This is a genomic window from Stenotrophomonas sp. YJH_SMC_32 (assembly GCF_059369975.1).
This window is the reverse complement of record NZ_JCAFTE010000001.1, coordinates 1-21,661: the sequence shown is the minus strand read 5'-3', so window position 1 is coordinate 21,661 and position 21,661 is coordinate 1. Positions and strand designations below refer to the sequence as shown.

23 protein-coding genes are annotated in these 21,661 nt (G+C 67.6%); 7 read left to right on the top strand and 16 right to left on the bottom strand.

The window, feature by feature from the left end; all coding sequences use genetic code 11:
- Position 1: 1 nt before the first annotated feature.
- The 9 genes from AC5P7S_RS00115 to AC5P7S_RS00075 all read right to left on the bottom strand — a co-directional run bounded on the left by AC5P7S_RS00115 (position 2) and on the right by AC5P7S_RS00075 (position 7,695).
- Positions 2-772, bottom strand: a complete 771-nt coding sequence (locus AC5P7S_RS00115; protein WP_095378249.1) for a glycosyltransferase family 2 protein — start codon at positions 770-772, stop codon at positions 2-4.
- A complete protein-coding gene (locus tag AC5P7S_RS00110; protein ID WP_095378250.1) occupies positions 762-2,447 on the bottom strand; it encodes an ApeI family dehydratase in 1,686 nt (561 codons plus the stop codon). Before AC5P7S_RS00110 ends, AC5P7S_RS00115 begins: the two co-directional genes overlap by 11 nt.
- Entirely contained in the window at positions 2,440-2,991 is a 552-nt protein-coding gene (locus tag AC5P7S_RS00105) for a COG4648 family protein (RefSeq protein ID WP_049416044.1), read from the bottom strand. The genes AC5P7S_RS00110 and AC5P7S_RS00105 overlap by 8 nt, the downstream gene beginning before the upstream one ends.
- A 22-nt stretch (positions 2,992-3,013) precedes the next feature.
- A complete protein-coding gene (locus tag AC5P7S_RS00100; RefSeq protein ID WP_005420312.1) occupies positions 3,014-3,271 on the bottom strand; it encodes an acyl carrier protein in 258 nt (85 codons plus the stop codon).
- A gap of 17 nt (positions 3,272-3,288) precedes the next feature.
- On the bottom strand, positions 3,289-3,546 hold the full coding sequence (locus AC5P7S_RS00095; protein WP_005411610.1) for a phosphopantetheine-binding protein: 258 nt from the start codon (positions 3,544-3,546) through the stop codon (positions 3,289-3,291).
- Entirely contained in the window at positions 3,533-4,330 is a 798-nt protein-coding gene (locus tag AC5P7S_RS00090) for a lysophospholipid acyltransferase family protein (protein WP_005420313.1), read from the bottom strand. Before AC5P7S_RS00090 ends, AC5P7S_RS00095 begins: the two co-directional genes overlap by 14 nt.
- Positions 4,323-5,066 carry a beta-ketoacyl synthase chain length factor gene (locus tag AC5P7S_RS00085; RefSeq protein ID WP_095378251.1) on the bottom strand — a complete coding sequence of 248 codons (744 nt, stop codon included), beginning with the start codon at positions 5,064-5,066 and terminating at the stop codon, positions 4,323-4,325. Before AC5P7S_RS00085 ends, AC5P7S_RS00090 begins: the two co-directional genes overlap by 8 nt.
- Positions 5,067-5,282: 216 nt before the next feature.
- Positions 5,283-6,296, bottom strand: a complete 1,014-nt coding sequence (gene cydB, locus AC5P7S_RS00080) for a cytochrome d ubiquinol oxidase subunit II (protein WP_065177835.1) — start codon at positions 6,294-6,296, stop codon at positions 5,283-5,285.
- A gap of 1 nt (position 6,297) precedes the next feature.
- Positions 6,298-7,695 (bottom strand): cytochrome ubiquinol oxidase subunit I, encoded by a 1,398-nt coding sequence (locus AC5P7S_RS00075; protein WP_005420319.1) that lies wholly within the window; start codon positions 7,693-7,695, stop codon positions 6,298-6,300.
- 305 nt (positions 7,696-8,000) lie between these two features.
- Here AC5P7S_RS00075 and AC5P7S_RS00070 point away from each other — a divergent pair, with 305 nt between their 5' ends.
- The gene (locus AC5P7S_RS00070) at positions 8,001-8,543 is read left to right on the top strand and encodes a hypothetical protein (protein WP_095378252.1); all 543 of its coding nucleotides are present in this window, start codon (positions 8,001-8,003) and stop codon (positions 8,541-8,543) included.
- Between the two features lie 90 nt (positions 8,544-8,633).
- Here AC5P7S_RS00070 and AC5P7S_RS00065 read toward each other — a convergent pair whose 3' ends face one another.
- The 3 genes from AC5P7S_RS00065 to AC5P7S_RS00055 are packed head-to-tail and all read right to left on the bottom strand — an operon-like array spanning position 8,634 to position 9,865.
- Positions 8,634-8,849, bottom strand: a complete 216-nt coding sequence (locus tag AC5P7S_RS00065) for a hypothetical protein (RefSeq protein WP_095378253.1) — start codon at positions 8,847-8,849, stop codon at positions 8,634-8,636.
- Positions 8,846-9,499, bottom strand: coding sequence for an RNA polymerase sigma factor (locus AC5P7S_RS00060; RefSeq protein WP_095378254.1), 654 nt, complete (start codon positions 9,497-9,499; stop codon positions 8,846-8,848). The genes AC5P7S_RS00065 and AC5P7S_RS00060 overlap by 4 nt, the downstream gene beginning before the upstream one ends.
- Positions 9,500-9,535: 36 nt before the next feature.
- A complete protein-coding gene (locus AC5P7S_RS00055) occupies positions 9,536-9,865 on the bottom strand; it encodes a hypothetical protein (protein ID WP_005414880.1) in 330 nt (109 codons plus the stop codon).
- Between the two features lie 167 nt (positions 9,866-10,032).
- Between AC5P7S_RS00055 and AC5P7S_RS00050 the strand changes: the two genes are divergently transcribed.
- The 5 genes from AC5P7S_RS00050 to hemF all read left to right on the top strand — a co-directional run bounded on the left by AC5P7S_RS00050 (position 10,033) and on the right by hemF (position 16,046).
- A complete protein-coding gene (locus tag AC5P7S_RS00050) occupies positions 10,033-12,402 on the top strand; it encodes a S9 family peptidase (protein WP_065177831.1) in 2,370 nt (789 codons plus the stop codon).
- On the top strand, positions 12,399-12,818 hold the full coding sequence (locus tag AC5P7S_RS00045) for an NUDIX hydrolase (protein ID WP_005420325.1): 420 nt from the start codon (positions 12,399-12,401) through the stop codon (positions 12,816-12,818). Before AC5P7S_RS00050 ends, AC5P7S_RS00045 begins: the two co-directional genes overlap by 4 nt.
- A gap of 30 nt (positions 12,819-12,848) precedes the next feature.
- Positions 12,849-13,409: a hypothetical protein gene (locus AC5P7S_RS00040; RefSeq protein WP_032954647.1), complete on the top strand. Its 561-nt coding sequence runs from the start codon at positions 12,849-12,851 to the stop codon at positions 13,407-13,409.
- Positions 13,410-13,478: 69 nt separating this feature from the next.
- A complete protein-coding gene (locus tag AC5P7S_RS00035) occupies positions 13,479-15,095 on the top strand; it encodes a hypothetical protein (RefSeq protein WP_095378255.1) in 1,617 nt (538 codons plus the stop codon).
- A 54-nt stretch (positions 15,096-15,149) separates the two neighbouring features.
- Entirely contained in the window at positions 15,150-16,046 is an 897-nt protein-coding gene (gene hemF, locus AC5P7S_RS00030) for an oxygen-dependent coproporphyrinogen oxidase (protein WP_069138869.1), read from the top strand.
- A gap of 36 nt (positions 16,047-16,082) precedes the next feature.
- Here the strand turns inward: hemF and AC5P7S_RS00025 are convergent, their stop codons facing one another.
- Positions 16,083-16,562 carry a DUF421 domain-containing protein gene (locus AC5P7S_RS00025; protein WP_053498330.1) on the bottom strand — a complete coding sequence of 160 codons (480 nt, stop codon included), beginning with the start codon at positions 16,560-16,562 and terminating at the stop codon, positions 16,083-16,085.
- A 367-nt stretch (positions 16,563-16,929) separates the two neighbouring features.
- Entirely contained in the window at positions 16,930-19,704 is a 2,775-nt protein-coding gene (gene polA / locus AC5P7S_RS00020) for a DNA polymerase I (RefSeq protein ID WP_053498328.1), read from the bottom strand.
- A gap of 98 nt (positions 19,705-19,802) precedes the next feature.
- Between polA and AC5P7S_RS00015 the strand changes: the two genes are divergently transcribed.
- The gene (locus AC5P7S_RS00015; RefSeq protein ID WP_049443782.1) at positions 19,803-20,087 is read left to right on the top strand and encodes a DUF2782 domain-containing protein; all 285 of its coding nucleotides are present in this window, start codon (positions 19,803-19,805) and stop codon (positions 20,085-20,087) included.
- Positions 20,088-20,257: 170 nt separating this feature from the next.
- Here the strand turns inward: AC5P7S_RS00015 and AC5P7S_RS00010 are convergent, their stop codons facing one another.
- Complete coding sequence (locus AC5P7S_RS00010; RefSeq protein ID WP_005420335.1) at positions 20,258-20,704, bottom strand: universal stress protein; 447 nt, start codon at positions 20,702-20,704, stop codon at positions 20,258-20,260.
- A 191-nt stretch (positions 20,705-20,895) separates the two neighbouring features.
- Complete coding sequence (locus AC5P7S_RS00005; protein WP_095378256.1) at positions 20,896-21,450, bottom strand: hypothetical protein; 555 nt, start codon at positions 21,448-21,450, stop codon at positions 20,896-20,898.
- Positions 21,451-21,661: the final 211 nt, after the last annotated feature.

Genomic DNA, 21,661 nt, shown 5'->3' with positions numbered 1-21,661 from the left:
CTCAGCGCTGCCCCTGCAGGCGGCGCCACAGCAGCCGCGGTGCGCGCCAGAGCATGCCGAAGAACAGGCGGGTGTGCATGCGGCTGATGCGCACGTTGTCGCGCCACACATCGAAGTGCGACACGCCATCGGCGGGATAGGTCACGCGCGTGGCCAGGTGCTCGACCGGCAGCTGGCGCCAGTACAGGCGCACCATCACTTCAGTATCGAAATCCATGCGCCGGCCGATGGTCTCTTCACCGATCAGGCGCAGCACCGGTGGCAGTGGATACACCCGGAAGCCGCACATGGTGTCGCGCAGGTGCAGCGACAGCGTGTTGATCCAGACCCAGACGTGGGTGGCGTAGCGGCCATACAGGCGTGCCTTGGGAACACTGGCGTCGTAGGCCGGAATGCCGCAGATCACCGCGTCGGGATGCACACGCGCGGCCTCGATGAAGCGTGGCAGGTCAGCGGTATCGTGCTGGCCGTCTGCGTCGATCTGCAGCACGTGGCTGTAGCCACGCGCGCCGGCTTCAGCAAAACCGGCCAGCATCGCCCCACCCTTGCCCTGGTTGGCGTCCAGGCGCAGCAGGTCGACGCCCTGGCGCTGTGCCAGCGTGCTCAGCACCGCCGCGCACGCATCATGCGAACCATCGTCGACCAGCAGGCAAGGCAAGCCAGCGGCCTGCACACCGTCGACCACCGCCACGATGGCGTTCTCGTGGTCGTAGACGGGAATCACCACCAGTGGCGCAAACGCGGCACCGGCAACGGCCGGGTCAGTCCGCATCGGCGAACACCACCCTGCCGCTGGCATGTACACCGTGGCTGGAGGTATAGCGGAAGGCCAGCACGTTACGTGCGGCATCCCAGTCCAGCTGCAGGGTCAACTCATCGCCGGGGCGGGCCACGTGCTGGAACTTCACCGCGTCCATGCGCAGGAACGCGCGCGGCATCGCAAATGCCTGGCGGCCGAAACGCATCGCCCAGTCCAACTGCGCCACACCGGGCAGGATCGCCGCCTGCGGGAAGTGGCCCTGGAACGGCCGCAGCGCCGGGTCGAGGGTCATGCGCAGCGTGGCGCTGGCGGCGTCGCGGCGGTCCCAGACCGGCACCGGCATCAGTGGCTGGAACAGCGCCGCCAATGCCGCCTGGGTCACCTTGCCCTGCGCGTTGATCGGCAACGCCTGCACAAGGCGCCAACGGCGCGGCCGGGTCACCGCGTCATGCGCATGCGCCAGGCGCGCGCCCAGGCGTTGGCCCAGCGCACGGCGCGCGGCGTCGCCGCCCTCCAGCAGCGCCGGATCGGCCGGAACCACCACGGCGGCCAGCTGCTCGCGCTGCCCGGGCAGCACCAGCACGCGCACGTCATCCACTTCGGCGTCTTCGCGCAGCGCGCGTTCCAGCGCATCCAGCGAGACGCGGCGCTCTTCGATCTTGACGATGCGGTCGGCGCGGCCCAGCAGCCGGAAACGGCCATCGGCCAGGGCTTCCACGCGGTCCTGGGTGCGCCACCAGCCGGGGGTTTCCAGATGCGCCGAGGCCACCGCCAGGCAGCCGTCGTCGATCCGCCACTGCACACCCGGCAGCGGCTGCCACGGCGGCAGGTCGGTGTCCCAGCGGCGCCAGGCGATACCGCCGGTCTCGCTGCTGCCATAGACCTCGGTCGGGGCCACGCCCAACCACTGCCGCACGTGTCGCGCCGCGTCCTCCGGCAGCGGGCCACCGGAGGAGAACACCGCGCGCAGACGGCCATGCAGGCTGGCCCAGTCGAGCTGCTCGGGCAGGCGCTTGAGATGGGCCGGCGTCGCCACCAGCACCGTGTCGGTACCGGCCAGCGCACCCACCAGGTCTTCGTGGAAGAACCGACGCGGATGGATCAGGCGGCCGGCGGCCAGCGGCCACAGCACGCGGAACAGCAGCCCGTAGATGTGCTGGTGGGACACCGTGCCGTGCACCTGCGCGCCATCCAGCTGCGCACCGAACGCGGCCTGCAGCGCTTCCACCTCGCGCGCCAGCTGGTCCAGGCGCTTGCCGATCGCACTGGGCTGGCCGGTGCTGCCGGAGGTGAACACGCACAGCTCGCAGGCGCGCTCGTCCAGCGCCTGCAGTTCGTCGTCCAGTGTGGCGTCCAGCGCCGCCAGCGGGCGGTAGTCGGCCGGTACGTCGCCCGCGAAACCGCTCACCTGCGGCTGCAGCGCCTGCAGCGTGGCCGGCAGGTTGTCAGCGGCCAGGAACACCCGCTTGCCGGCATGCCAGGCGCCGAACAGCGCCGCAGCGAAGGCCACGGCGTCATCGAAATACAGGGCCCAGTCGCGGCCTTCAGCCGCCGCAAAGGCGGCGCGCCAGCCCCGTACGCGCTGGCGGAAGCAGGTGTGGTCAACCATGTCTCCGTCGCACAGGCCGACGCTGCGCTGCGGCCGCGCCTCCAGCAGCAGCCGGTCCAGGGCAATCCACTCAGCCATGCGCGTGCGCCGCCTTCACCCGCCGCCGCACCAGCCACTCACCTGCGAACAACACGCCCATCATCACGTACGCCAACAATCCGTTGTAGAGCATCCAGGCCCGGTCCGACGCGTACAGCGCGGTCAGCAGGGCCAGGCTGCCGTTGAGAACGAAGAAGCCGCACCACACCTGGGTGACGCGGCGGGTATAGGCCACCGCGAACGGGGGCAGGTCCGGCTCCTGCAGCCGCGCCAGGCGCTCCACCAACGGCGGCCCGAAGCGCAGGCTGGTGCCGAACACCGCCAGCATCACCGCATTGACCAGCGCCGGGTACAGCTTCAGCGGCAGGGCCTGGTTGAGCACGGTGGCCAGCACCGCCAGCAGGCCGGTGCCGGCGGCGGCGGCCCACCACAACGGCTGGCGCGTGCTCAGCGCACGCAGCAGGGCCAGGGTGAACAGCAGCAGCGACAGCCAGCGCGGCTCGAAGCGGCCCATCGCCAGGTACACCAGCAGCGGGTAGGCAAGCGAAATCGCTGCCACCACGACGGTACGTGCGCGAGCCATGGCGAAGCCGCCGGCGCTGCGGTCAGGCGGCTGCCTGGTCCGGCAGCAGTCCATACACGACATCAACGATGTCCTGCACGGTGCGCACGGCCTTGAACGCTTCCGGCTGCAGGTTGCGGCCGAGCAGTGGCTTGAGCTGCACGATCAGGTCGACCGCATCGATGCTGTCGATGTCCAGGTCGTCGTAGAGCCGGGCCTCGGGGGTGATCCGGGCGGTTTCAATCTCGAAGCTGTCGGTCAGGATGCTGACGATGCGTTCGAACAGTTCATTCTTGGTCATGGCTATTCCTGGCGCCGTTACGACTGGCGGGCGGCGACGAACTCGCCGAGCGCGCGCACGCTGGAGAAATGGCGACGGGTTTCTTCCGAATCGGCCGAGAGGCTGACACCGTACTTCTTCTGCAGCGCCAGGCCCAGCTCCAGCGCGTCGATCGAATCCAGGCCGAGGCCCTCGACGAACAGCGGCGCGGTCGGATCGATGTCCTCCGGCGTGATGTCCTCCAGCGAAAGGGAGGAAATGATCAATTCCTTGATCTCGTGCTCAAGTGCTTGCACGGGGCGGATCTCCAGACAGGTCGAAATAACGAGAAAGGTGCTCGGTGACGCGGCGGGCTGCCAAGGCATCCCCCCTCGGCGAGTCGTCATCGGCCAGGAAGGGCGCGATCGGGATATCTTCGCCGATCTGCAGCCGAACGTGAAAGCGACGTGAGGGGACACGATACCACTTCTGTCCCTTGGTCAACGTGGGCGGGGTGCAGGTGATCCGCACCGGGGTGATGTCCAGCCGGCCACGGACGGCGATGTTGGCGGCCCCGCGCTGCAGCCGCGGCGGCTGGCCCGGCACGCTGCGGGTGCCTTCGGGGAAGATCACCAGGGTGCCGCCGGCGTGCACCGCCGCCACGCAGTCATCGACCAGGCCAGCGCCATCGTCATTGGAGATGTAGCCGGCCGCCCGCACCGGACCGCGCATGAACGGGTTGCAGGCCACGGCCCGTTTCACCACGCAATCGGCGTTGGGCAGCAGCGAGATCAGGCAGACCACGTCGATCAGGGTCGGGTGATTGGCCAGCACCAGCAAACCGTCGCGCTGCAGGCGTTCACCGCCCTCGATCTGGTAGGTCATCACCCCCAGCGCGCGCATCAGGCGCAGATGGCTGGCAAAGGCAACCTGAACCACGCGGCGGGCCCGGCGGCGACGGACCACCGGGTCGCGCATCAGCAGCAGCACCGGCATCACCAGCACGCCCAGCAGCAGGCCGCCCATGCCGAATGCGGCAAAGCTCAGGCCGGTGCCGAGCACCCGCCAGGCATGATCGAGACGGCGCAGCGCCTCAGCCACGGCGCCCCCAGCGCCAGCGCTGGCCCTGGGCCACGTGCTCAAGCGCCGGCGCACCGGACAGCAGGAAGCGGTGCAGGTCCAGCGCGTGCGGCAGCGCGCCCGGGGCGGTGGCAGGGGCCTCCGGCGCCGCCTCCCACTGCAGGGAGAGGGTCGGCTGGCCCGGCATCGGCGCCGTCAAACGCCAACACCAGGCAAAGAACGGGTCGGGTTCGTCGGCGAACGTCGAGTAAATCTCGGGAAGGCGCGACTCATACACCACGACCCGCACTTCGCGGGCGTCATCGGCGAGCAGACCGGCCGCTTCCAGACAGGCGGTCTCGACCGTGGCCTGGCCGGCGGCCAGCGCCAGGTAGTTGCCACGGTGGCCGCGCGCGATCGAGTACAACGCCGCGATCGCGTTGTGCACCGACAGGCCGAACCCCGTCGGTGACAAGGGCTGATCACTGGCCAGCGCCCCCAGCAGCTCCATCGAACGGGCCACGTCGCCGTGGCGGCTGGCGAACACCAGCGGGACCTGGTTGTCCGCCCCCTGCCCATCCTCGCACCAGCAGGCAGCCTGGATCGCCATCCGGCCCAGCCGCTCGATGCGGCGGCGCTGCATTGCCGGGATCTCGGCCAACGCCGGCGTGTCTTCGCCAACCGGCGGATACGGCGCATCGGCCCAGCCCAGCCACTGGCTACGCTCGCTCAGGCCGGGCGCCCAGGCAGCCCAGTCGACGATGGAGAATTCGATCATTTAGCGAAGGTGCTTCAACGGGAGAACAATAGGCACGAGCCATTACGGCGACGCGCGGCGGCCCCCCATTCCTGCAGCCGTGCGTCCGTCCAGGACGTCGCCGGCCGCCCCCCTGGCTGCCGGAAAGGAGCGCACGCTAGCACGTCCTGCACGGGGTGTGCAGGTTTCACATTCCCCAACACGGGAGCCGGCACCGGCGGCCCCCGCTTCAATCGATCAGTGGTAACCGGTATCGGCGTGCACCTTGCCGCGGAACACCCGGTACGACCACGCCGTGTAGCCGAGGATGACCGGCAGCAGAATGACCAGCCCGACCAGGGTGAAGCCCAGCGAGGAGGCCGGCGCGGCGGCCTGCCACAGGGTCATCGACGGTGGCAGCAGGTAGGGCCACATCCCCAGCACCAGGCCGAGGAAACCGAGTACGAACAGGGCCAGGCTGAGCAGGAACGGCGGCAGGTCACGGCGCGGGTGGGTGGCACTGCGCCACAGCGCAGCGGCTACCGCCAGGGTCAGCAGCGGCACCGGCGACAGCCACCAGAAGTTGCCGTCGCTGAACCAGCGCGCCATCAACCGCGAATCGAGGAACGGCAGCCAGCTGCTGACCAGGCCCATCGCCGCGATCACCGCCACCACCAGCGGCCGGGTCATCTGCCGCGCCAGCGCCTGCACGCGCCCTTCGGTCTTCAGGATCAGCCAGGTGCTGCCCAGCAGCGCATAGCCGGCCACCAGCGCGGCACCGGTCAGCATCGCGAACGGGCTGAACCAGGCGAACGGCCCGCCCTGATAGACACCGTCCACCAGCGGGATGCCCTGCACCAGGGTGCCCAGGATCACGCCCTGGGCGAACGTCGCCAGCAGCGAACCGAGGCCGAACGCCACGCTCCACAGCCGGCGTGACCGATGTGCCTTGAAGCGGAATTCAAAGGCCACGCCACGGAACACCAGCGCCACCACCAGCACCAGCACCGGCAGGTACAGCGCCGACAACAGCACCGCATAGGCCCTGGGGAAGGCCGCCAGCAGGCCGGCACCACCCAGCACCAGCCAGGTCTCGTTGCCGTCCCAGATCGGCGCGGCGGTGTTCATCATCAGGTCCAGCTGCTCCTCGTCCTCGGCGAAGGGGGCGAGGATGCCGATGCCAAGCACGAAGCCGTCCAGCACCACGTACATCAGCACGCCGAAGCCGATCACCGCGAACCACGCCACCGGCAGCCAGGTCATCAGGTCCATGTCAGCGCTCCTCCAGCGGTTCGTCGGCTGCCGACAGCGGGCGCGCCGGGGTGTGGCTGCCGTGGTCCAGCGACGGCCCTTCGGCGTAGGGCTGCGGTCCGTGGCGCAGGATCTTCACCAGGTACCAGATGCCCCAGCCGAACACGAAGGCATAGCCAACCACGTAGACACCCAGCGACAGCGCGGTCATCCACGCGCTCTGCGGGCCGACCGCATCGGCGGTGCGCAGCAGGCCATACACCACCCATGGCTGGCGCCCCATCTCGGTGACGAACCACCCCGACAGCAGCGCGATGAAACCGCTGGGCAGCATCCAGTTCCAGCCGCGCAGCAGCCATGGCGAATCGAGCAGCTTGTTGCGCCACAGCTGGAAGGCCGACACCCAGGCCAGCAGCAGCATCAGCGTGCCCAGCCCGACCATGATGCGGAAGGCAAAGAACACCGGCGTCACCGGCGGCCGCTCGCTGGCCGGTACCGCGGTCAGCGGGTCGAAGGTGCCGTCCAGGCTGTGCGTCAGGATCACGCTGCCCAGCTTCGGGATGGCCACTTCGAAATCGTTGCGCTCCTCCTTCTCGTTGGGCAGCGCGAACACCACCAGCGGTACGCCCTCGCCTTCCCGGGTCTCATGCCAATGCGCTTCCACCGCCGCGATCTTCATCGGCTGGTGCTTGAGCGTGTTCAGGCCATGCATGTCGCCGACGAAGATCTGCACCGGCACGGTCAGCGCGGCGAATGCCACAGCGGCGATCAGCATGCGCCGGCCCGCTTCCACGTGCGTGCCCCTGCGCAGGTACCACGCACCCACGCCACCAATCACGAAACAGGTGGTGATGAACGAGCCCAGCGCCATGTGCGCGAGGCGGTAGGGGAACGAGGGATTGAACACCACCTGCCACCAGTCCACCGGATGCACGATGCCGTTGACCATCTCGTAGCCGGCCGGCGTGTGCAGCCAGCTGTTGGACGACAGGATCCAGAACGTGGAGAACAGCGTGCCCAGCGCAACCATGCAGGTGGACAGGAAATGCAGGCGCGGCGAGACCCGGCCCCAGCCGAACATCATCACGCCGAGGAAGCTGGCTTCGAGGAAGAACGCGGTCAGCACCTCGTAGGTCAGCAGCGGGCCGATGACCGTGCCGGCCACCTCGCTCAGCCGCGGCCAGTTGGTGCCGAACTGGAACGCCATGACGATGCCGCTGACCACGCCCATGCCGAACGACACCGCGAAGATCTTCTGCCAGAAGAAATACAGCTCGCGCCACACCGGCAACTTCGTGCGCAGCCAGCGCCATTCGATGAAGGCCAGCCAGCTGGCCGTGCCGATGGTGAAGGCGGGGAACAGCACGTGGAAACTGATGACGAATCCGAACTGGATCCGGGACAACAACAACGCGTCCAAGGGACGCCTCCTGCCTGCGACCGGTGGGATACCGGACCACTTTAGGAGGATTTCGTTAAGACGGGATGCGACCGGGTGACGCGCTGCTTCACTTTGTCGCAGGTGGACCGGCTCAGGGAAGGGTCCAATTTCAGATGGGCCGGACAAATTGCAACTCGTTGCATATCTGCGGGTCCTTTGACGTGAGAGCTTCTTGCCGTCCTGGGTTGCTGACTGCAGTCGGCCGAGTTCGGCAGGCAGCACTGCAACTTTCGCCGGTTCCTCACGAAACATCGCCAAAATCAGCCAAATCATTTAGAGAACCAATGATCACAACTTCCCAACGCCGTGAGCTTCTGCGCGCGCTTTACTCCACCGAAAGGCTCTACCTTGGCTTCTCAGCCTCATCGATTTTCCAAGAGCAGCCAGCGCGCAACTTTCTGGATTCGTTGTGGAACTTGGTTGCGACTGGCGACATGCCTTCACAACGTCTAATGAGCGAGACCCATCTCTATCTCGAGAACGCCGTTCCACTCGACCAGTACGGTGTTTCAGCCGCTGACAATAAAGGCGAGGCGTTCGTTCTGGCCTTGGATTCACTGGTGCTTTTCCTGACCGATGAATCTTCAGAATCGCTTGACTTCATCCCTGAGGAGTTCGAAAGATTCGTCGTCGAGGAAGTGGTGACCGATGAGATGATCGATCAGCAGGGTCCAACACGACAAACGCTGCTGGTCACGACGGAGGTCCGAGCAGAGATTGATAATCATCCGCTGATCAGGGCGTTCCTCAGCCAGATTCAGCTGGATGAATGGAAGTCGAGGAGCATCGATCTGAATCCTGAAGATATCGAAAAATCGAAGGGATGATCCAAGTGGTCCCCGTGGACGGGTTGCAGAAGGTTTCGATCGGGCTTGAGGCACGGCGGCTCCATAAAGGGCCCCGGGTTTGATCTTCAATCAGTGCCAGAAGTACCAGGCCGCCGCAGCCAACAGCGCGCCAAACAACAGCACCTGCACCACCACATAGCCCACGCCACTGTCGCGCGACTCGGCGGCAATGCGCTTCTGCAGCGCCTCACTCACGTCCGGCGCTTCTTCCTGCCGAGCCTGCTTACGCAACGCCTGCGCCAGCGCGCGCTCTTCCGCATCGCGAGGGTCGGTGGGTGGGTTCACAGCAGCTCTCCGGCAGTGGCATGCCGCGTCAGTTCCTGCTTCAGGACCTGGCGCGCACGGTGAAGGTGGCTCTTGATGGTACCGCGCGCCAGCCCAGTCACCTGCTCGATCTCGGCCAGATCGAAATCCTCCAGGTAATGCAGGCCGACGATCAGCCGCTGCGGTGCACTCAGCCGTTCCAGCGCCTCGCCAAGATGGCGACCAGCCTGCAGCGCCTCGCTCAGTTCAGCCGGCCCCGGCCCTTCATCGCCGATCCCCAATTCCTCCGGCACCTCCACCGCCACCATCCATTGCGCCTCCAGCCGCCTCCGGCGCAGGTGCTGCAGCGCGGTGGTGTAGGCCACCCGCGAAACCCAGGTACGCAACGAAGATTCAAAGCGGAACCGGTGCAGCTGGCGGAACACCGCCAGGAAGGTTTCCTGCAGCAGGTCGGCCACCTGATCACGGTCGCCCACCATGCGCCCGATCACATGCGCGCAGGTGCGTTGATGGGTCTCGACCAGCTGCGAAAACGCCGCCTGCGAGCCATCGATGATGGCCCGCACCAAGGCTTGGTCCGCATCCAGCGGTGCAGCGGGTGCCGCCGTCGCCGCTGCATCGTGGCGGCGACGGCCCCGAAGTGCCGACAGCGCTTCGCCGAGCAGGCTCATGCGCGGGGCGCCCCCTGTGCCCGTGGCATGCCTGCCTCAGCCCTTGCGCGCGGCAGGCCGGGTGAAGTGCCAGGCCAGCAGCTGGCCGAGGCCGGCACTGCCGACCAGCGCGGCAGCGGCACCAAAGGTCAGGTCGCGGGCCCCGATGGCTTCCAGCAGGGCCATGGCCAGGGCCAGGCAGACCAGGCTGATGCCCCAGCGCAACGCACCCTGGCGGCGGCGCTCTTCTTCCAGCACGGCCAGCGAGCGGATCACTTCCTCCGGTACGTGCGGGGCCACCAGCTTGCTGCGCGCGCGTGCATCGGCAATGGCATGGATCGCGTAGGCGATGCAGATGAAGAGGGTGATCGGGATCAGTTCCTGCATGGTCGGGCTCCTGTTCGGTGGATGATGCGGGTTCAGGAGAATGGATGCGCGACCACGGCAACCGGTTGCGCCACTTTGCCAATGCCGCTGCCATGACCTGTGGCCCCTGCCCCCGGCCCGGACGGCTGCTACCCTTGCCCGGTTTCCTCTTCTGGTGCCGTCCGCCCATGTCCCGAGTGCTGCCCCTGTCCCTCCTGCTGTCGGCCGTGCTGGCCGCACCGGCCGCGCATGCCGCGCCGACGCCGATCACCATCGAACAGGCCATGGCCGACCCGGACTGGATCGGCCCGCCGGTCGAGAAGGCCTGGTGGTCGTGGAACAGCCAGCAGGTGGAATACCAGCTCAAGCGCAACGGCAGCCCGGTGCGCGACACCTTCCGCCAGCCGGTGGCCGGCGGCGTGGCCGCGCAGGTGGCCGATGACCAGCGCGGTACCCTGGACGTCGCCGATCCGGTCTACGACCGCAGCCGCAGCCGCAGCGCCTTCGTGCGCAATGGCGATGTGTTCGTGCGCGACCTGCGCAGTGGCGCGCTGACCCAGCTGACCCGCAGCAACGAGCGCGCGGGCAATGTGAACTTCGCGGCCGACAACGGCGTGATCTGGCGCGTCGGCCAGAACTGGTTCCACTGGACCGCCGCCAGCGGCGTGCAGCAGGTGGCCAGCCTGAAGGCCGAGAAGGACCCGCGCACGCCGCCGAAGGCCGACGTGCTCCGCGACCAGCAGCTGCGCACGCTGGAAACCCTGCGCCGCGACCGCGAGCAGCGCGAGGCATTGAAGGACCAGGACCAGCGCTGGCGCCAGGCGGATCCGACCCGCGCACCGGGCCCGGTCTACCTGGGCGCCGACGTCGAGATCGGTGACAGCGTGCTGTCGCCGGACCTGACCCACCTGATCGTGGTGACCAAGCCGAAGGACTTCGACGACGGCCGCACCAGCAAGATGCCGCTGTACGTGACCGAGTCGGGCTACGAGGAAACCGAGGACACCCGCACCCGCGTCGGCCGCAACGGCTTCGAGCCACACACCCTGTGGTACGTGGACGTGCGCACCGGCAAGGCCGAGAAAGTCTCGCTGTCCGGCCTGCCGGGCATCAGCACCGACCCGCTGGCCGAACTGCGCCGCAAGGCCGGCAAGGATGCACTGAAGGGCGAGCGCAGCGTGCAGGTGATGAGCGACTTCATGGGCGGCGGCATCCGCTGGAGCGCCGACGGCCAGCAGGCCGCGGTGATGCTGCGTGCCAACGACAACAAGGACCGCTGGATCATCAGCGTCAACGCCGCCGACGGCCGCGTTCAGAACCGCCACCGCCTGACCGACAACGCCTGGATCAACTGGGGCTTCAACGATTTCGGCTGGATGGCCGATGGCCGCACGCTGTGGCTGTTGTCCGAGGAATCGGGCTTCTCGCACCTGTACACCCAGGCCGGCACCGCCAAGCCGCAGGCGCTGACCAGCGGCAAGTGGGAAACCTCGGCACCGGTGCCGTCGGCCGATGGCAAGGGCTTCTACTTCCTGTGCAACCAGCAGGCGCCGCATGATTACGAAGTCTGCGCGGTCGACACCGGCAACCGCCAGGTGCGCGAGCTGACCAGCCTCAACGGCGTGGAAGACTTCTCGCTGTCGCCGGACGGCCAGCAGCTGCTGGTGCGTTACTCCGGCGCCTACCTGCCGCCGCAGTTGGCGGTGCTGCCCAGTGCCGGTGGCCAGGCGCGCGTGCTGACCGACACCCGCACCGCCGACTACAAGGCACGCCAGTGGATCCAGCCGAAGCTGGTGGCAGTGCCGTCCAAGCATGGTGCCGGCGTGGTCTGGGCCAAGTACTACGAACCGGAGAACAAGGAACCGGGCCGCAAGTACCCGATCGTGATGTTCGTGCACGGCGCCGGCTACCTGCAGAACGTGCACCAGCGCTACCCGGCCTATTTCCGCGAGCAGATGTTCCACAACCTGCTGGTGCAGAAGGGCTACATCGTGCTGGACATGGACTACCGCGGCAGCGAGGGCTACGGCCGCGACTGGCGCACGGCGATCTACCGCAACATGGGCCACCCGGAACTGGAAGACTACAAGGACGGCCTGGACTGGCTGGTCGACACCCAGCAGGGTGACCGCGACCACGCCGGCATCTACGGCGGTTCCTATGGCGGCTTCATGACCTTCATGGCGCTGTTCCGTGCGCCGGGCACCTTCAAGGCCGGCGCCGCGCTGCGCCCGGTGGTGGACTGGCACAACTACAACCACGGCTACACCAGCAACATCCTCAACACCCCGGACATCGACCCGGAGGCGTACCGCGTGTCCTCGCCGATCGAGTACGCACAGAACCTGCAGGACAACCTGCTGATCGCCCACGGCATGATGGATGACAACGTGTTCTTCCAGGACTCGGTGAACCTCACCCAGCGCCTGATCGAACTGCACAAGGACAACTGGTCGATCGCCCCGTACCCGCTGGAACGCCACGGCTATGTGCGTGCCGATTCCTGGCTGGACCAGTACAAGCGCATCCTCAAGCTGTTCGAGCAGAACCTGAAGTGAGCAATGCCGCAGCCACGATCCGGATCGTGGCTGCGGTCATCCTGGATGACCGCGGCCGGGCGCTGGTGGTGCGCAAGCAGGGTGCGCGCCGCTTCATCCAGCCCGGTGGCAAGCCCGAACCCGGCGAGGCGCCCCTGCAGGCGCTGGCCCGCGAGCTGGACGAGGAACTGGGCGTGCAGCTGCGCGCCGATGCCGCCATCGCGCTGGGCACGTTCGAGGACTGGGCTGTGAACGAGCCCGGCCACCGCGTGCAGGCACAGGCGTGGTGGGTGCAGGTGGACGGTGCGCCGCAGGCGCGCGCCGAAATTGCCGAACTGGCCTGGGTGCCGCTGCAACCGCCGCATGGCCTGCCCTTGGCACCCTTGAGCGAACACCATATCCTGCCGGCCGTCGCCACCCGGGCGACGGCCCGCTGAGCAGGCGGGCGCCGACTGCAAGGACATCGGATGTCAATGTCGATCCCGTCGATCCCCTCGCCGCTTTCCCCGGCGTATCACGCCTGGGTGCGCCCGGTCGCACAGGCTTCGTTCTGGCTGTCACTGCTGCTGACGATCTACTTCGTGCTGCAGGGACTGGTGCTGTGGCCGCTGCAGAACCTCAGGCTGTGGCGCCTGGTGGAAAGCGAAGTGCAGCAACAGCAGCTGCACAGCCTGGTCTGGCTGCTGGCGCACCCGGTGGCCGCGTCAATGGTCGTCGCGCTGTTGTGCCTGGCCTCGACCGTGTCCAGCTGGGGCCTGCTGCGTGAACGTCGCTGGGGCCTGTGGAGCTTCGTGGTACTGCTGCTGCTGAGTGCCCTGACCAACTTCGCAGCCGCCTGGTGGCTGGACCTGTTCATGGGCGACTTCATTCCGCTGCTGGCCGATGACCCGGCCCTGCTGCAGGAGCTGCAGCTGAAACGCTGGCTGATCACGCTGACCGTGGTCGGCATGTCGTTCGTGCTTCTCGGCCTGCAGGGCTGGCTGGCCTGGCGACTGCTGCGCCCCGACGTGCGCGCGCGCTTCCACTGAGTTCTGCCGGGCGTGGGCCAGGGCCTCCGGCAGCACCCGGCGTTTGCCTTTGATCGTCAAGGAGATGACATGCTCTCACGCGCACCGTACCGCCACTGGCTGGCCTGGGCGTTGCTGCTGGCCACGCCGGTGGCCGCGGCACAGTCACCGCAATGCGGCCTGTTCGAGGCCGAGGAAGGCAGCAGCACGCTGCGTGTCAGCTCATCCAACCGCGGCGAGCAGAAGCACTTCGGCAGCGCACCGACGCCGGTCGCGTTCCAGCAGATCGACGGAAAGCTGCAGCTGGTGAACCTGGAGTACGGCCTGCCCAGCGTGCTGCAAGTGCGCGATCGGGGCCGCACGGTCGAGGTGGATGGCACGGTCTACACCCTGCAGGCCCCCGCACAATGCGCCGCAGCCGCCACCCCGGCTGAAGGCAGCTGCCTGGCCGATGCGGCGGCGTGCCTGGACAACCGTCGCGAAGCGACCCCGACCGTGCTGGCAGCGGCTTGCCGGGAGGGCGTGCCCGGCATGTGCCTGCAGCTGGCCGATCGCTGGCATGACGAGGCCAGGGCGCCGGCCACGCCGGATGAGGCGCAGCAACGGGCCATCCTCGATACCGCACTGGCCGGCATCGAACTGCCTGTGCCGTGCCGGAATGGCGGCTTCAGCAACGAGACACCGGCCTGTGCAGCGGCGCTGGAAGCGGATCCGGCGCTGCAGGAGCAGATCGTCAAGGCCGCGATGGGTGCGGCGATGGTCGAAGCGGTGAGCTCCGTGCTGTCACCCTCCACGCCGGTGGTGGTGCCGGCCGCGCAGCGCCAGCAGCTGTTGCAGTTGTGCCAGCAGGTCGGCCATGGCGGCTTCTGCAGCCGCGTGGCCGAGCTCTCGTGGGAATCCGGCGACCCCTTGCAGGCGGTGCAGGCACTGGCCACAGCGTGCGCGCCCGGCAAGGACAGCGCCGCCTGTGAGCGCCTGCCTGCGTTGCGGGCGCTGGGCGCCTCGTTGCGGCCGCAGCCGGCTACGGCGCTGCCCTGCGGTACCTTCCGCGCCGCAGGTGGCCTGATGGATACGCTGGACTTCGGCGATGCAGGACGGGTCGGCATCGGCTGGGACAGCCAGCTGCGTGCCCGTGTCGAAGAGGGCGACATCCGCATCCGCCACGACAAGGGCGGCGACTTCGTGCTGCGGCCGTTGCCCGGGGGCCAGCTGCTGGGCCTGGACACGTGGACACGCTTCCAGGTGTTCGTGCCGACCGGCGAGGGCGCGAGCACCTGCAGCCCGCCGAAACACTACACGGTGCTGCCGCTGCCGCAGGACTGCCCACTGGCGCTGGCCAACGAGGACGGCGCCGACGCCTGCTGTGCGCAGGGCAAGCTGCAGGGCTGCAACATACTCGGCAACCGGCTGGCGCTGTCCGGGCACTGGCTGCAGGCCGCAGAGCACTACACCACGGTCTGCCGCGCCGGCGTCCGCGAAGGGTGCGAGAACCTGGTCACCGCGCAGGGCAATGGGGCGGACGTGGATGCACGCGCCATCCTGGGGCAACTGTGCGAGGCCGACCGCAGCGGCCTGCATGTGGCCTGCGATGTGCTCGGAACCCAGAACTGGGAGCTGATCACGCTGGGCGGTGCCCTGCAGAAGGCGGTTGATGAAGCGGCCGTGGACGACGCTCCGGCGCCGCGCACTACCAACCGCAAGCGCTGAGCCTGCCAGGGCCTGTCCGCGGCGTTGGCCGGGCCCTGCGGTAAAGTACGCGCCATGAACGAATTCGAGCGCGTTCGCGCCTACCTCACCGAGCTGCAGGACCGCATCTGTGCGGCGATCGAGGCCGTCGATGGCCGGGCCCGCTTCCAGGAAGACCTGTGGCAGCGTGCCGAGGGCGGTGGCGGGCGTACCCGCGTGCTGCGCGACGGTGCGGTGTTCGAGCAGGCCGGCATCGGCTTCTCCGACGTGGCTGGCAGCCGCCTGCCACCGTCAGCCTCGGCCAACCGCCCGGAACTGGCGGGCGCCTCCTGGCGCGCCACCGGCGTGTCGCTGGTGTTCCACCCGCTCAACCCGTACGTGCCGACCACCCATGCCAACGTGCGCTTCTTCCAGGCGCAGCGCGACGGCGAAGTGGTGGCCAGCTGGTTCGGCGGCGGCTTCGACCTGACCCCGTTCTACCCGTTCGACGAGGACGTGCAGCATTGGCACCGGGTCGCACGCGACCTGTGCACGCCGTTCGGCGAAGAACGCTATGCCGCGCACAAGCGCTGGTGCGACGAATACTTCTTCCTGCGCCACCGCAATGAAACGCGCGGCGTCGGCGGCCTGTTCTTCGATGACCTGCACGGCGACTTCGAGCGCGATTTCGCTTATCTGCGTGCGGTCGGCGATGGCTTCCTCGATGCGTACCTGCCGATCGTGCAGCAGCGCAAGGACGCCCTCTACGGCGAGCGCGAACGTGAGTTCCAGCTGTACCGCCGCGGCCGCTACGTGGAATTCAACCTGGTCTACGACCGCGGTACCCTGTTCGGGCTGCAGAGCGGTGGCCGCAGCGAAAGCATCCTGATGAGCCTGCCACCGCGGGTGCGCTGGGAATACGGCTTCTCGCCCGAACCGGGCAGCCCCGAATCGCGCCTGGCAGACTATCTGGTGCCGCGCGACTGGCTCTGAGGGGTGCCGTCGCGCGGGGCGTGGGCTCGGCGCTGGTCAGCTGCCCTTCCGCGCGATGATGGTGATGTGCCCGGTGGTCTCCAGCAGGGCAATCTGCACGTCTTCAATCTGCAGCCCGCCCTGCTGGCGCAGCGCGGCATCGAAGTCGGCGCGGCTGATCAGCTCGCGGCGAAGTACCGCCTCGAACAGGCGACCATCGCGCGCGATTACGGTGGGTTCTCCTTCGATCAACCGCTCCATCCGCCGGTTCCGGGTGGTCAGCCAGCCCACCCCGTAGTTCAGCAGGATCAGGGTCGCCGCCAGCAGCAGGCCGCCGCCCAGCGAGGTGTCAGCGCCCAGCAGCGCGTTCTGCACCGCGTTGCCCAGCAGCACGATCAGCAGCACGTCGAAGGGCGTGATCTGCCCCAGGGCCCGCTTGCCGCCCAGTCGAACCATGCCCAGCACCACGACATACACCACCACCGCGCGCAGGATGAATTCCCACCACGGCATGGCCAGGGCGAACAGGTCGGGCATGGTCTTCCCCTGCGGAACGGTGGCCCAGCCTAGCACCTGGGGTCAGATCCCTTTGCCCGACGGGCAAAGGGATCTGACCCCATCCGAGGTTCCGTTGGCGCAAATAAAAAGCCCCGCTGACCAGGGGGAGGTCAACGGGGCCGGGGAACGGGCACTTGGGGAGGAGTCCCCGTTCCGAGATCTGCTCCAGGGGATGGGAGAGATCCACAACAGGCATTGCGCCTGTCGGGAGTTATAGAAGCACTCCGAACACTAACGGTTCGTGAAGGGGCCCCATTTAATGAATTTCAATCGGGGCAACATTCATGGTCGAGTCAGAAACCCCCGACTCATGAACACATTCACGTCGTTTTCGGCCTGAATTCCGTCAGTGCGCCTCATCCCAGTTGCTGCCGACGCCGGTATCGACCACCAGCGGCACTCGCAGTTTGGCCGCTTGCGACATGCGCTCCACCACCTGCAAACGCAGGTCTTCAACGAAACTGCTTTCGGTTTCGAAGACCAGTTCATCGTGCACCTGCAGGATCATCCGCGCTGGTGCCCCGCTGTCGCGCAGCCACTGGTCCACATCCACCATTGCACGCTTGATGATGTCGGCGGCGGTGCCCTGCATCGGCGCGTTGATCGCGGCGCGCTCGGCACCGGCCCGCAGGCCCTGGTTGCGGGCGTGGATGTCGTTCAGGTACAGGCGACGGCCGAACAGGGTTTCCACGTAGCCCTGGTCACGGGCCTGCTGGCGCATCCGCTCCATGAAGTCGCGCACGCCCGGATAGCGGCTGAAGTACAGCGCCACGTAGTCCTGTGCCTGGCCACGGTCGATGCCCAGATTGCGGGCCAGGCCGAAGGCGCTCATGCCGTACATCAGGCCGAAGTTGATCGCCTTGGCGGCGCGGCGCTCGTTCGGGGTCACTTCCTCCAGCGTGCGCCCGAACACCTCGGCGGCGGTGGCACGGTGCACGTCGGCGCCCTGCTCGAAGGCGCGCACCAGGCCCGGATCCTCGGACAGGTGGGCCATGATCCGCAGCTCGATCTGCGAATAGTCGGCGGCCAGCAGCTGGAAGCCCTCCGGCGCCACGAACGCGCGGCGGATGCGGCGGCCGTCCTCGGTGCGGATCGGGATGTTCTGCAGGTTCGGGTCCGATGAGGACAGGCGGCCGGTGGCGGCACCGGACTGGTGGTAACTGGTATGCACCCGGCCGGTGTCCGGGTTGACCATCTCCGGCAGCTTGTCGGTGTAGGTGCTGCGCAGCTTGGCCAACCCGCGGTAGTCGAGGATCACCCGTGGCAGCTCGTGCTGGTCGGCGATTGCCTCCAGTGCCTCTTCATTGGTGCTGGGCTGGCCCTTCGGGGTCTTCACCACCGCCGGCAGCTTAAGCTCGTCGAACAGCACCGCCTGCAGCTGCTTGGGCGAATCCAGGTTGAAGCTGCGGCCGGCCAGCTCGGTGGCCTTCTGCTGCGCGGCCAGCATGCGCGAGGACAGGTCCTGGCTCTGGCGGCGCAGTTCGTCGGTGTCGATCCGCACGCCGTTGGCTTCAATGCTGGTCAGCACCGGCACCAGCGGCATCTCGATGTCGCGGTACACGCTGTCCAGCGCCGGCTCGGCCAGCAGCTGCGGCTGCAGCGCGCGATGGAGGCGCAGGGTAATGTCGGCGTCCTCGGCCGCATAGCGGCTGGCTTCGTCGATGCCCACCTGCGAGAACGGAATCTGCTTGGCGCCCTTGCCGGCCACGTCCTCGAACTTGAGGGTGGTGTAGCCCAGGTAACGCAGGGCAAGCGAATCCATGTCGTGGCGGGTGGCGGTGGAGTTGAGCACGAAGCTCTCGAGCATGGTGTCGTCGTGGTAGCCCTGCACCTCCACGCCGTGGCGGCGCAGCACATGCAGGTCGTACTTGCCGTGCTGGCCCAGCTTCTTCTTCGCCGGGTCCTGCAGCACCGGCCGCAGCGCATCCAGCACCTGCTGCATCGGCAGCTGGGCCGGCGCACCCGGGTAATCGTGGCCGACCGGAATGTAGGCCGCCCTGCCCGGCTCGACAGCCAGGCTGACGCCGACCAGGCGCGCGCGCATCGCGTCCAGCGCATCGGTTTCAGTATCGAAGCTGATCAGCTCGGCCTGCTGCAGGCGCTCGACCCAGGCCTGCAGCTGCCCGCTGGTCAGCACGGTCTCGTATTCACCCGGCGCGGACAGTGCCGGATCCAGCGTGCCGGCGGCGGGCGCCTCGACGCTGCCACGCGCGAAGCCGGCCGCAGTGCCGCGCAGGCTCGGGGTCGCCTCGCTGGCGGCCACCGGTGCCGGCACAGGCGCGCCCAGCTCCTTCAGCGCCTGGGTGAAACCATAGCGCGTATACAGCTCGGTCAGCGCCGGAACATCCTGCTCGCGCAGCGCCAGCGTGGTCGGGCTGGCCTCCAGTTCCACATCGGTGCGGATCGTCACCAATTCGCGGTTCAGCGGCAGGCGTTCCAGCGCAGCGCGCAGGTTCTCGCCGATCTTGCCCTTCATGGTCGGCGCGGCCGCCATCACCCCGTCCAGGTGCTGGTACTCGGCCAGCCACTTGGCAGCGGTCTTCGGCCCGCACTTCTCCACGCCCGGCACGTTGTCGACCGCGTCGCCCATCAGCGCCAGCAGGTCGATGATCTGATCGGCGCGCACGCCGAACTTGTCCATCACCGCCGCGTCGGAATCCATGCGGCTGCCGGTCATGGTGTTGACCAGTTCGATGCCCGGCCGCACCAGCTGGGCAAAGTCCTTGTCACCGGTGGAAATGGTCACCTTCAGGTCCTGCGCCAGGCCCTGCAGCGCAAGCGTGCCGATCACATCGTCGGCTTCCACGCCGGGGATGCGCAGGATGCTGATGCCCAGCGCTTCGACGATGCGGCACATCGGCTCGACCTGGCTGCGCAGTTCATCGGGCATCGGCGGGCGGTTGGCCTTGTACTGGTCGTACAGGTCATCACGAAAGGTCTTGCCGGGCGCATCGACCACGAACGCGACGTAGGCCGGGCGCTCCTTCAGCGTCGAACGCAGCATGTTGACCACGCCGAACAGCGCGCCGGTGGGTTCACCCTGTGCATTGGACAGGGGCGGCAGCGCGTGGAACGCGCGGTACAGGTAACTGGACCCGTCGATCAGGACTAATCTGCTCATGCGCCGATTCTACGCGCCCGTGCCTGCACCGCGGCGACACGGCGCGCACACCGCGATGGGGCATAATCAGGGCTCTTTCCAGGCAAAGGCCCCCGCCGATGAAGACCCTGATGCTGGCTTCCCTGCTCCTGCTCGCTGGCTGCGCCAGCATGGGTGGCGCGGGTGCTCCCCCGGTGGACGTCAAGGGCGCGGATGTGTCCAGGCGTACCATGGACAACGGCGATGTCATCGAGGAATACCGTGTGTCCGGCCAGCTGCGCATGGTCAAGGTGACCCCGTCGCGCGGTGCCCCGTTCTACATGTACGACAAGAACGGCGATGGCCGATTCGACAACGACAAGGATGGCGTGTCGCCGGTCTACTGGAAGCTGTACAGCTGGTGAGGTGACCGGGGTTGTGACCGGGGTCGGATCCCTTTCCACAGGAAAGGGCTCTGACCCCCTCGAAGCCATCGGCACGGCCGCCGATCCCCCCACAAAAAAACAACGCCGGCGCGCATCCTGCGGCCGGCGTCGGGTCCCTCCCCGGGAACGCTTGAATCTGCGGGTATGGATCAGCGGATGACCAGTACCGGCAGCGTGCTGCGTGCCAGCACCTCGGCAGTCTGGCTGCCCAGCAGCACGCGGGTCACGCCACGGCGGCCGTGCGAGGTCATCACGATCAGGTCGCTGTTGCGCTCGGCCGCCGTCTCGATGATGCCGTCGGCCGCGTAGCGGTCCAGCACGTGCACCGGGTTGGCGGTGATGCCCTGCTCGGCAGCCTTGGCCAGCGCCGGCTGCAGCACCTTCTGCGCGCCTTCCTCGCGGTCAGCCTTGTATTCCGGGCTGTTCATGTAGCCCACGCTCCAGCCCATGGCGTCGTACATGCCGACGGCCCACGGCTCGGAGACAGTCACGATATCGACCTCGGCGTTGAGGTCCTTGGCCAGCTCCAGGCCCTTGGCCAGGCCCTTGTCGGCCAGCTCGGACCCGTCGGTGGCAATCAGGATGCGCTTGTACATGGTGGGGCTCCGTGGCGGTCTGCCAGATGGGAACGCCACCATTGCACACCGGATGTGGAGGCGGCGCCTTGAGCAGGATCAATCCGGCGCTGTGCAGGGGCCCGTGCGCACCGTCGCGTGGCCCGAGGGACGCGCTCGGCCGGCCCCCTTCTGTAGAGCCGAGCCCATGCTCGGCTCCACAACAATGTCGCTCAGGCGATCTGCACCACGCGTGCGTTCTGGCACAGGGGGTAGCTGCCCACGAATTCAGCGATCGCATCGCGCATCGCCTCGAACGTTTGGCCGTACATGTACAGCGCGGTCTCGCTCGGGCCCTGCCACCAGCTGCAGATCTCGCCAAGGCCATCAATGCGCTCGGACAGCTGCTCGAACACGTGGTTGGAATCGCACTGTTCGTAGACCTCGTCCGGCAGGTTCAGGCCATCCAGGTAGATGCCCAGGCCCTCGGTCACGCCGAAGCTGCGATCAGCTTCGCCTGCCCCCTGGATCTTCGACCCCTTCGGCGCACCCAGCTGCTCCAGCAGGTCGATCAGCTTGGGCACCCCGGCCACGTCGACCAGTGCCACTTCGATATCGCCGTATTCGACCTCGCCGTCGTCGGACATCGCGGTGCCGCCACCGGTGATCTCGCCGACATTGGCCGCCTGCAGCAGCGCATCGAGCGGGTCTTCGAACAGCTCGTGGCGATGCTCCGGCTGCAGCCGGGCGTTCAACTTCACGGTGACGTGGAGCGTGGGTTCGGTCATGGGAGCGGTCCTGGTAGAAGTGCCGCCTATTGTAGAGCCGAGCCCATGCCCGGCTGCTTTTCCCGCCAGAAGCAGCCGAGCATGGGCTCGGCTCTTGTGTCTCGGATGGTGCCCTGATCAGGCACAATTCCCCGGTGACCCGGGAGGCTCCGATGACGCTGCCTCGGCTCTTAAGCCTTTGAGCTTGCAAAGTAGATTCAGCGCGTCGGCG

Excerpts from the sequence above, each read along its gene's own strand:
- AC5P7S_RS00025 (WP_053498330.1), bottom strand. The coding sequence starts at position 16,562 with ATGCCCGACCTGTTCGCCCTGGCCATGCCGTGGTGGGAATTCATCCTG.
- AC5P7S_RS00015 (WP_049443782.1), top strand. The coding sequence starts at position 19,803 with ATGAAGACCCTGATGCTGGCTTCCCTGCTCCTGCTCGCTGGCTGCGCC.
- AC5P7S_RS00085 (WP_095378251.1), bottom strand. The coding sequence starts at position 5,066 with ATGATCGAATTCTCCATCGTCGACTGGGCTGCCTGGGCGCCCGGCCTG.
- AC5P7S_RS00110 (WP_095378250.1), bottom strand. The coding sequence starts at position 2,447 with ATGGCTGAGTGGATTGCCCTGGACCGGCTGCTGCTGGAGGCGCGGCCG.
- polA (WP_053498328.1), bottom strand. The coding sequence starts at position 19,704 with ATGAGCAGATTAGTCCTGATCGACGGGTCCAGTTACCTGTACCGCGCG.
- AC5P7S_RS00055 (WP_005414880.1), bottom strand. The coding sequence starts at position 9,865 with ATGCAGGAACTGATCCCGATCACCCTCTTCATCTGCATCGCCTACGCG.
- AC5P7S_RS00040 (WP_032954647.1), top strand. The coding sequence starts at position 12,849 with ATGTCAATGTCGATCCCGTCGATCCCCTCGCCGCTTTCCCCGGCGTAT.
- cydB (WP_065177835.1), bottom strand. The coding sequence starts at position 6,296 with ATGGACCTGATGACCTGGCTGCCGGTGGCGTGGTTCGCGGTGATCGGC.
- AC5P7S_RS00115 (WP_095378249.1), bottom strand. The coding sequence starts at position 772 with ATGCGGACTGACCCGGCCGTTGCCGGTGCCGCGTTTGCGCCACTGGTG.
- AC5P7S_RS00060 (WP_095378254.1), bottom strand. The coding sequence starts at position 9,499 with ATGAGCCTGCTCGGCGAAGCGCTGTCGGCACTTCGGGGCCGTCGCCGC.
- hemF (WP_069138869.1), top strand. The coding sequence starts at position 15,150 with ATGAACGAATTCGAGCGCGTTCGCGCCTACCTCACCGAGCTGCAGGAC.
- AC5P7S_RS00100 (WP_005420312.1), bottom strand. The coding sequence starts at position 3,271 with ATGACCAAGAATGAACTGTTCGAACGCATCGTCAGCATCCTGACCGAC.
- AC5P7S_RS00010 (WP_005420335.1), bottom strand. The coding sequence starts at position 20,704 with ATGTACAAGCGCATCCTGATTGCCACCGACGGGTCCGAGCTGGCCGAC.
- AC5P7S_RS00105 (WP_049416044.1), bottom strand. The coding sequence starts at position 2,991 with ATGGCTCGCGCACGTACCGTCGTGGTGGCAGCGATTTCGCTTGCCTAC.
- AC5P7S_RS00070 (WP_095378252.1), top strand. The coding sequence starts at position 8,001 with ATGATCACAACTTCCCAACGCCGTGAGCTTCTGCGCGCGCTTTACTCC.
- AC5P7S_RS00050 (WP_065177831.1), top strand. The coding sequence starts at position 10,033 with ATGTCCCGAGTGCTGCCCCTGTCCCTCCTGCTGTCGGCCGTGCTGGCC.
- AC5P7S_RS00005 (WP_095378256.1), bottom strand. The coding sequence starts at position 21,450 with ATGACCGAACCCACGCTCCACGTCACCGTGAAGTTGAACGCCCGGCTG.
- AC5P7S_RS00035 (WP_095378255.1), top strand. The coding sequence starts at position 13,479 with ATGCTCTCACGCGCACCGTACCGCCACTGGCTGGCCTGGGCGTTGCTG.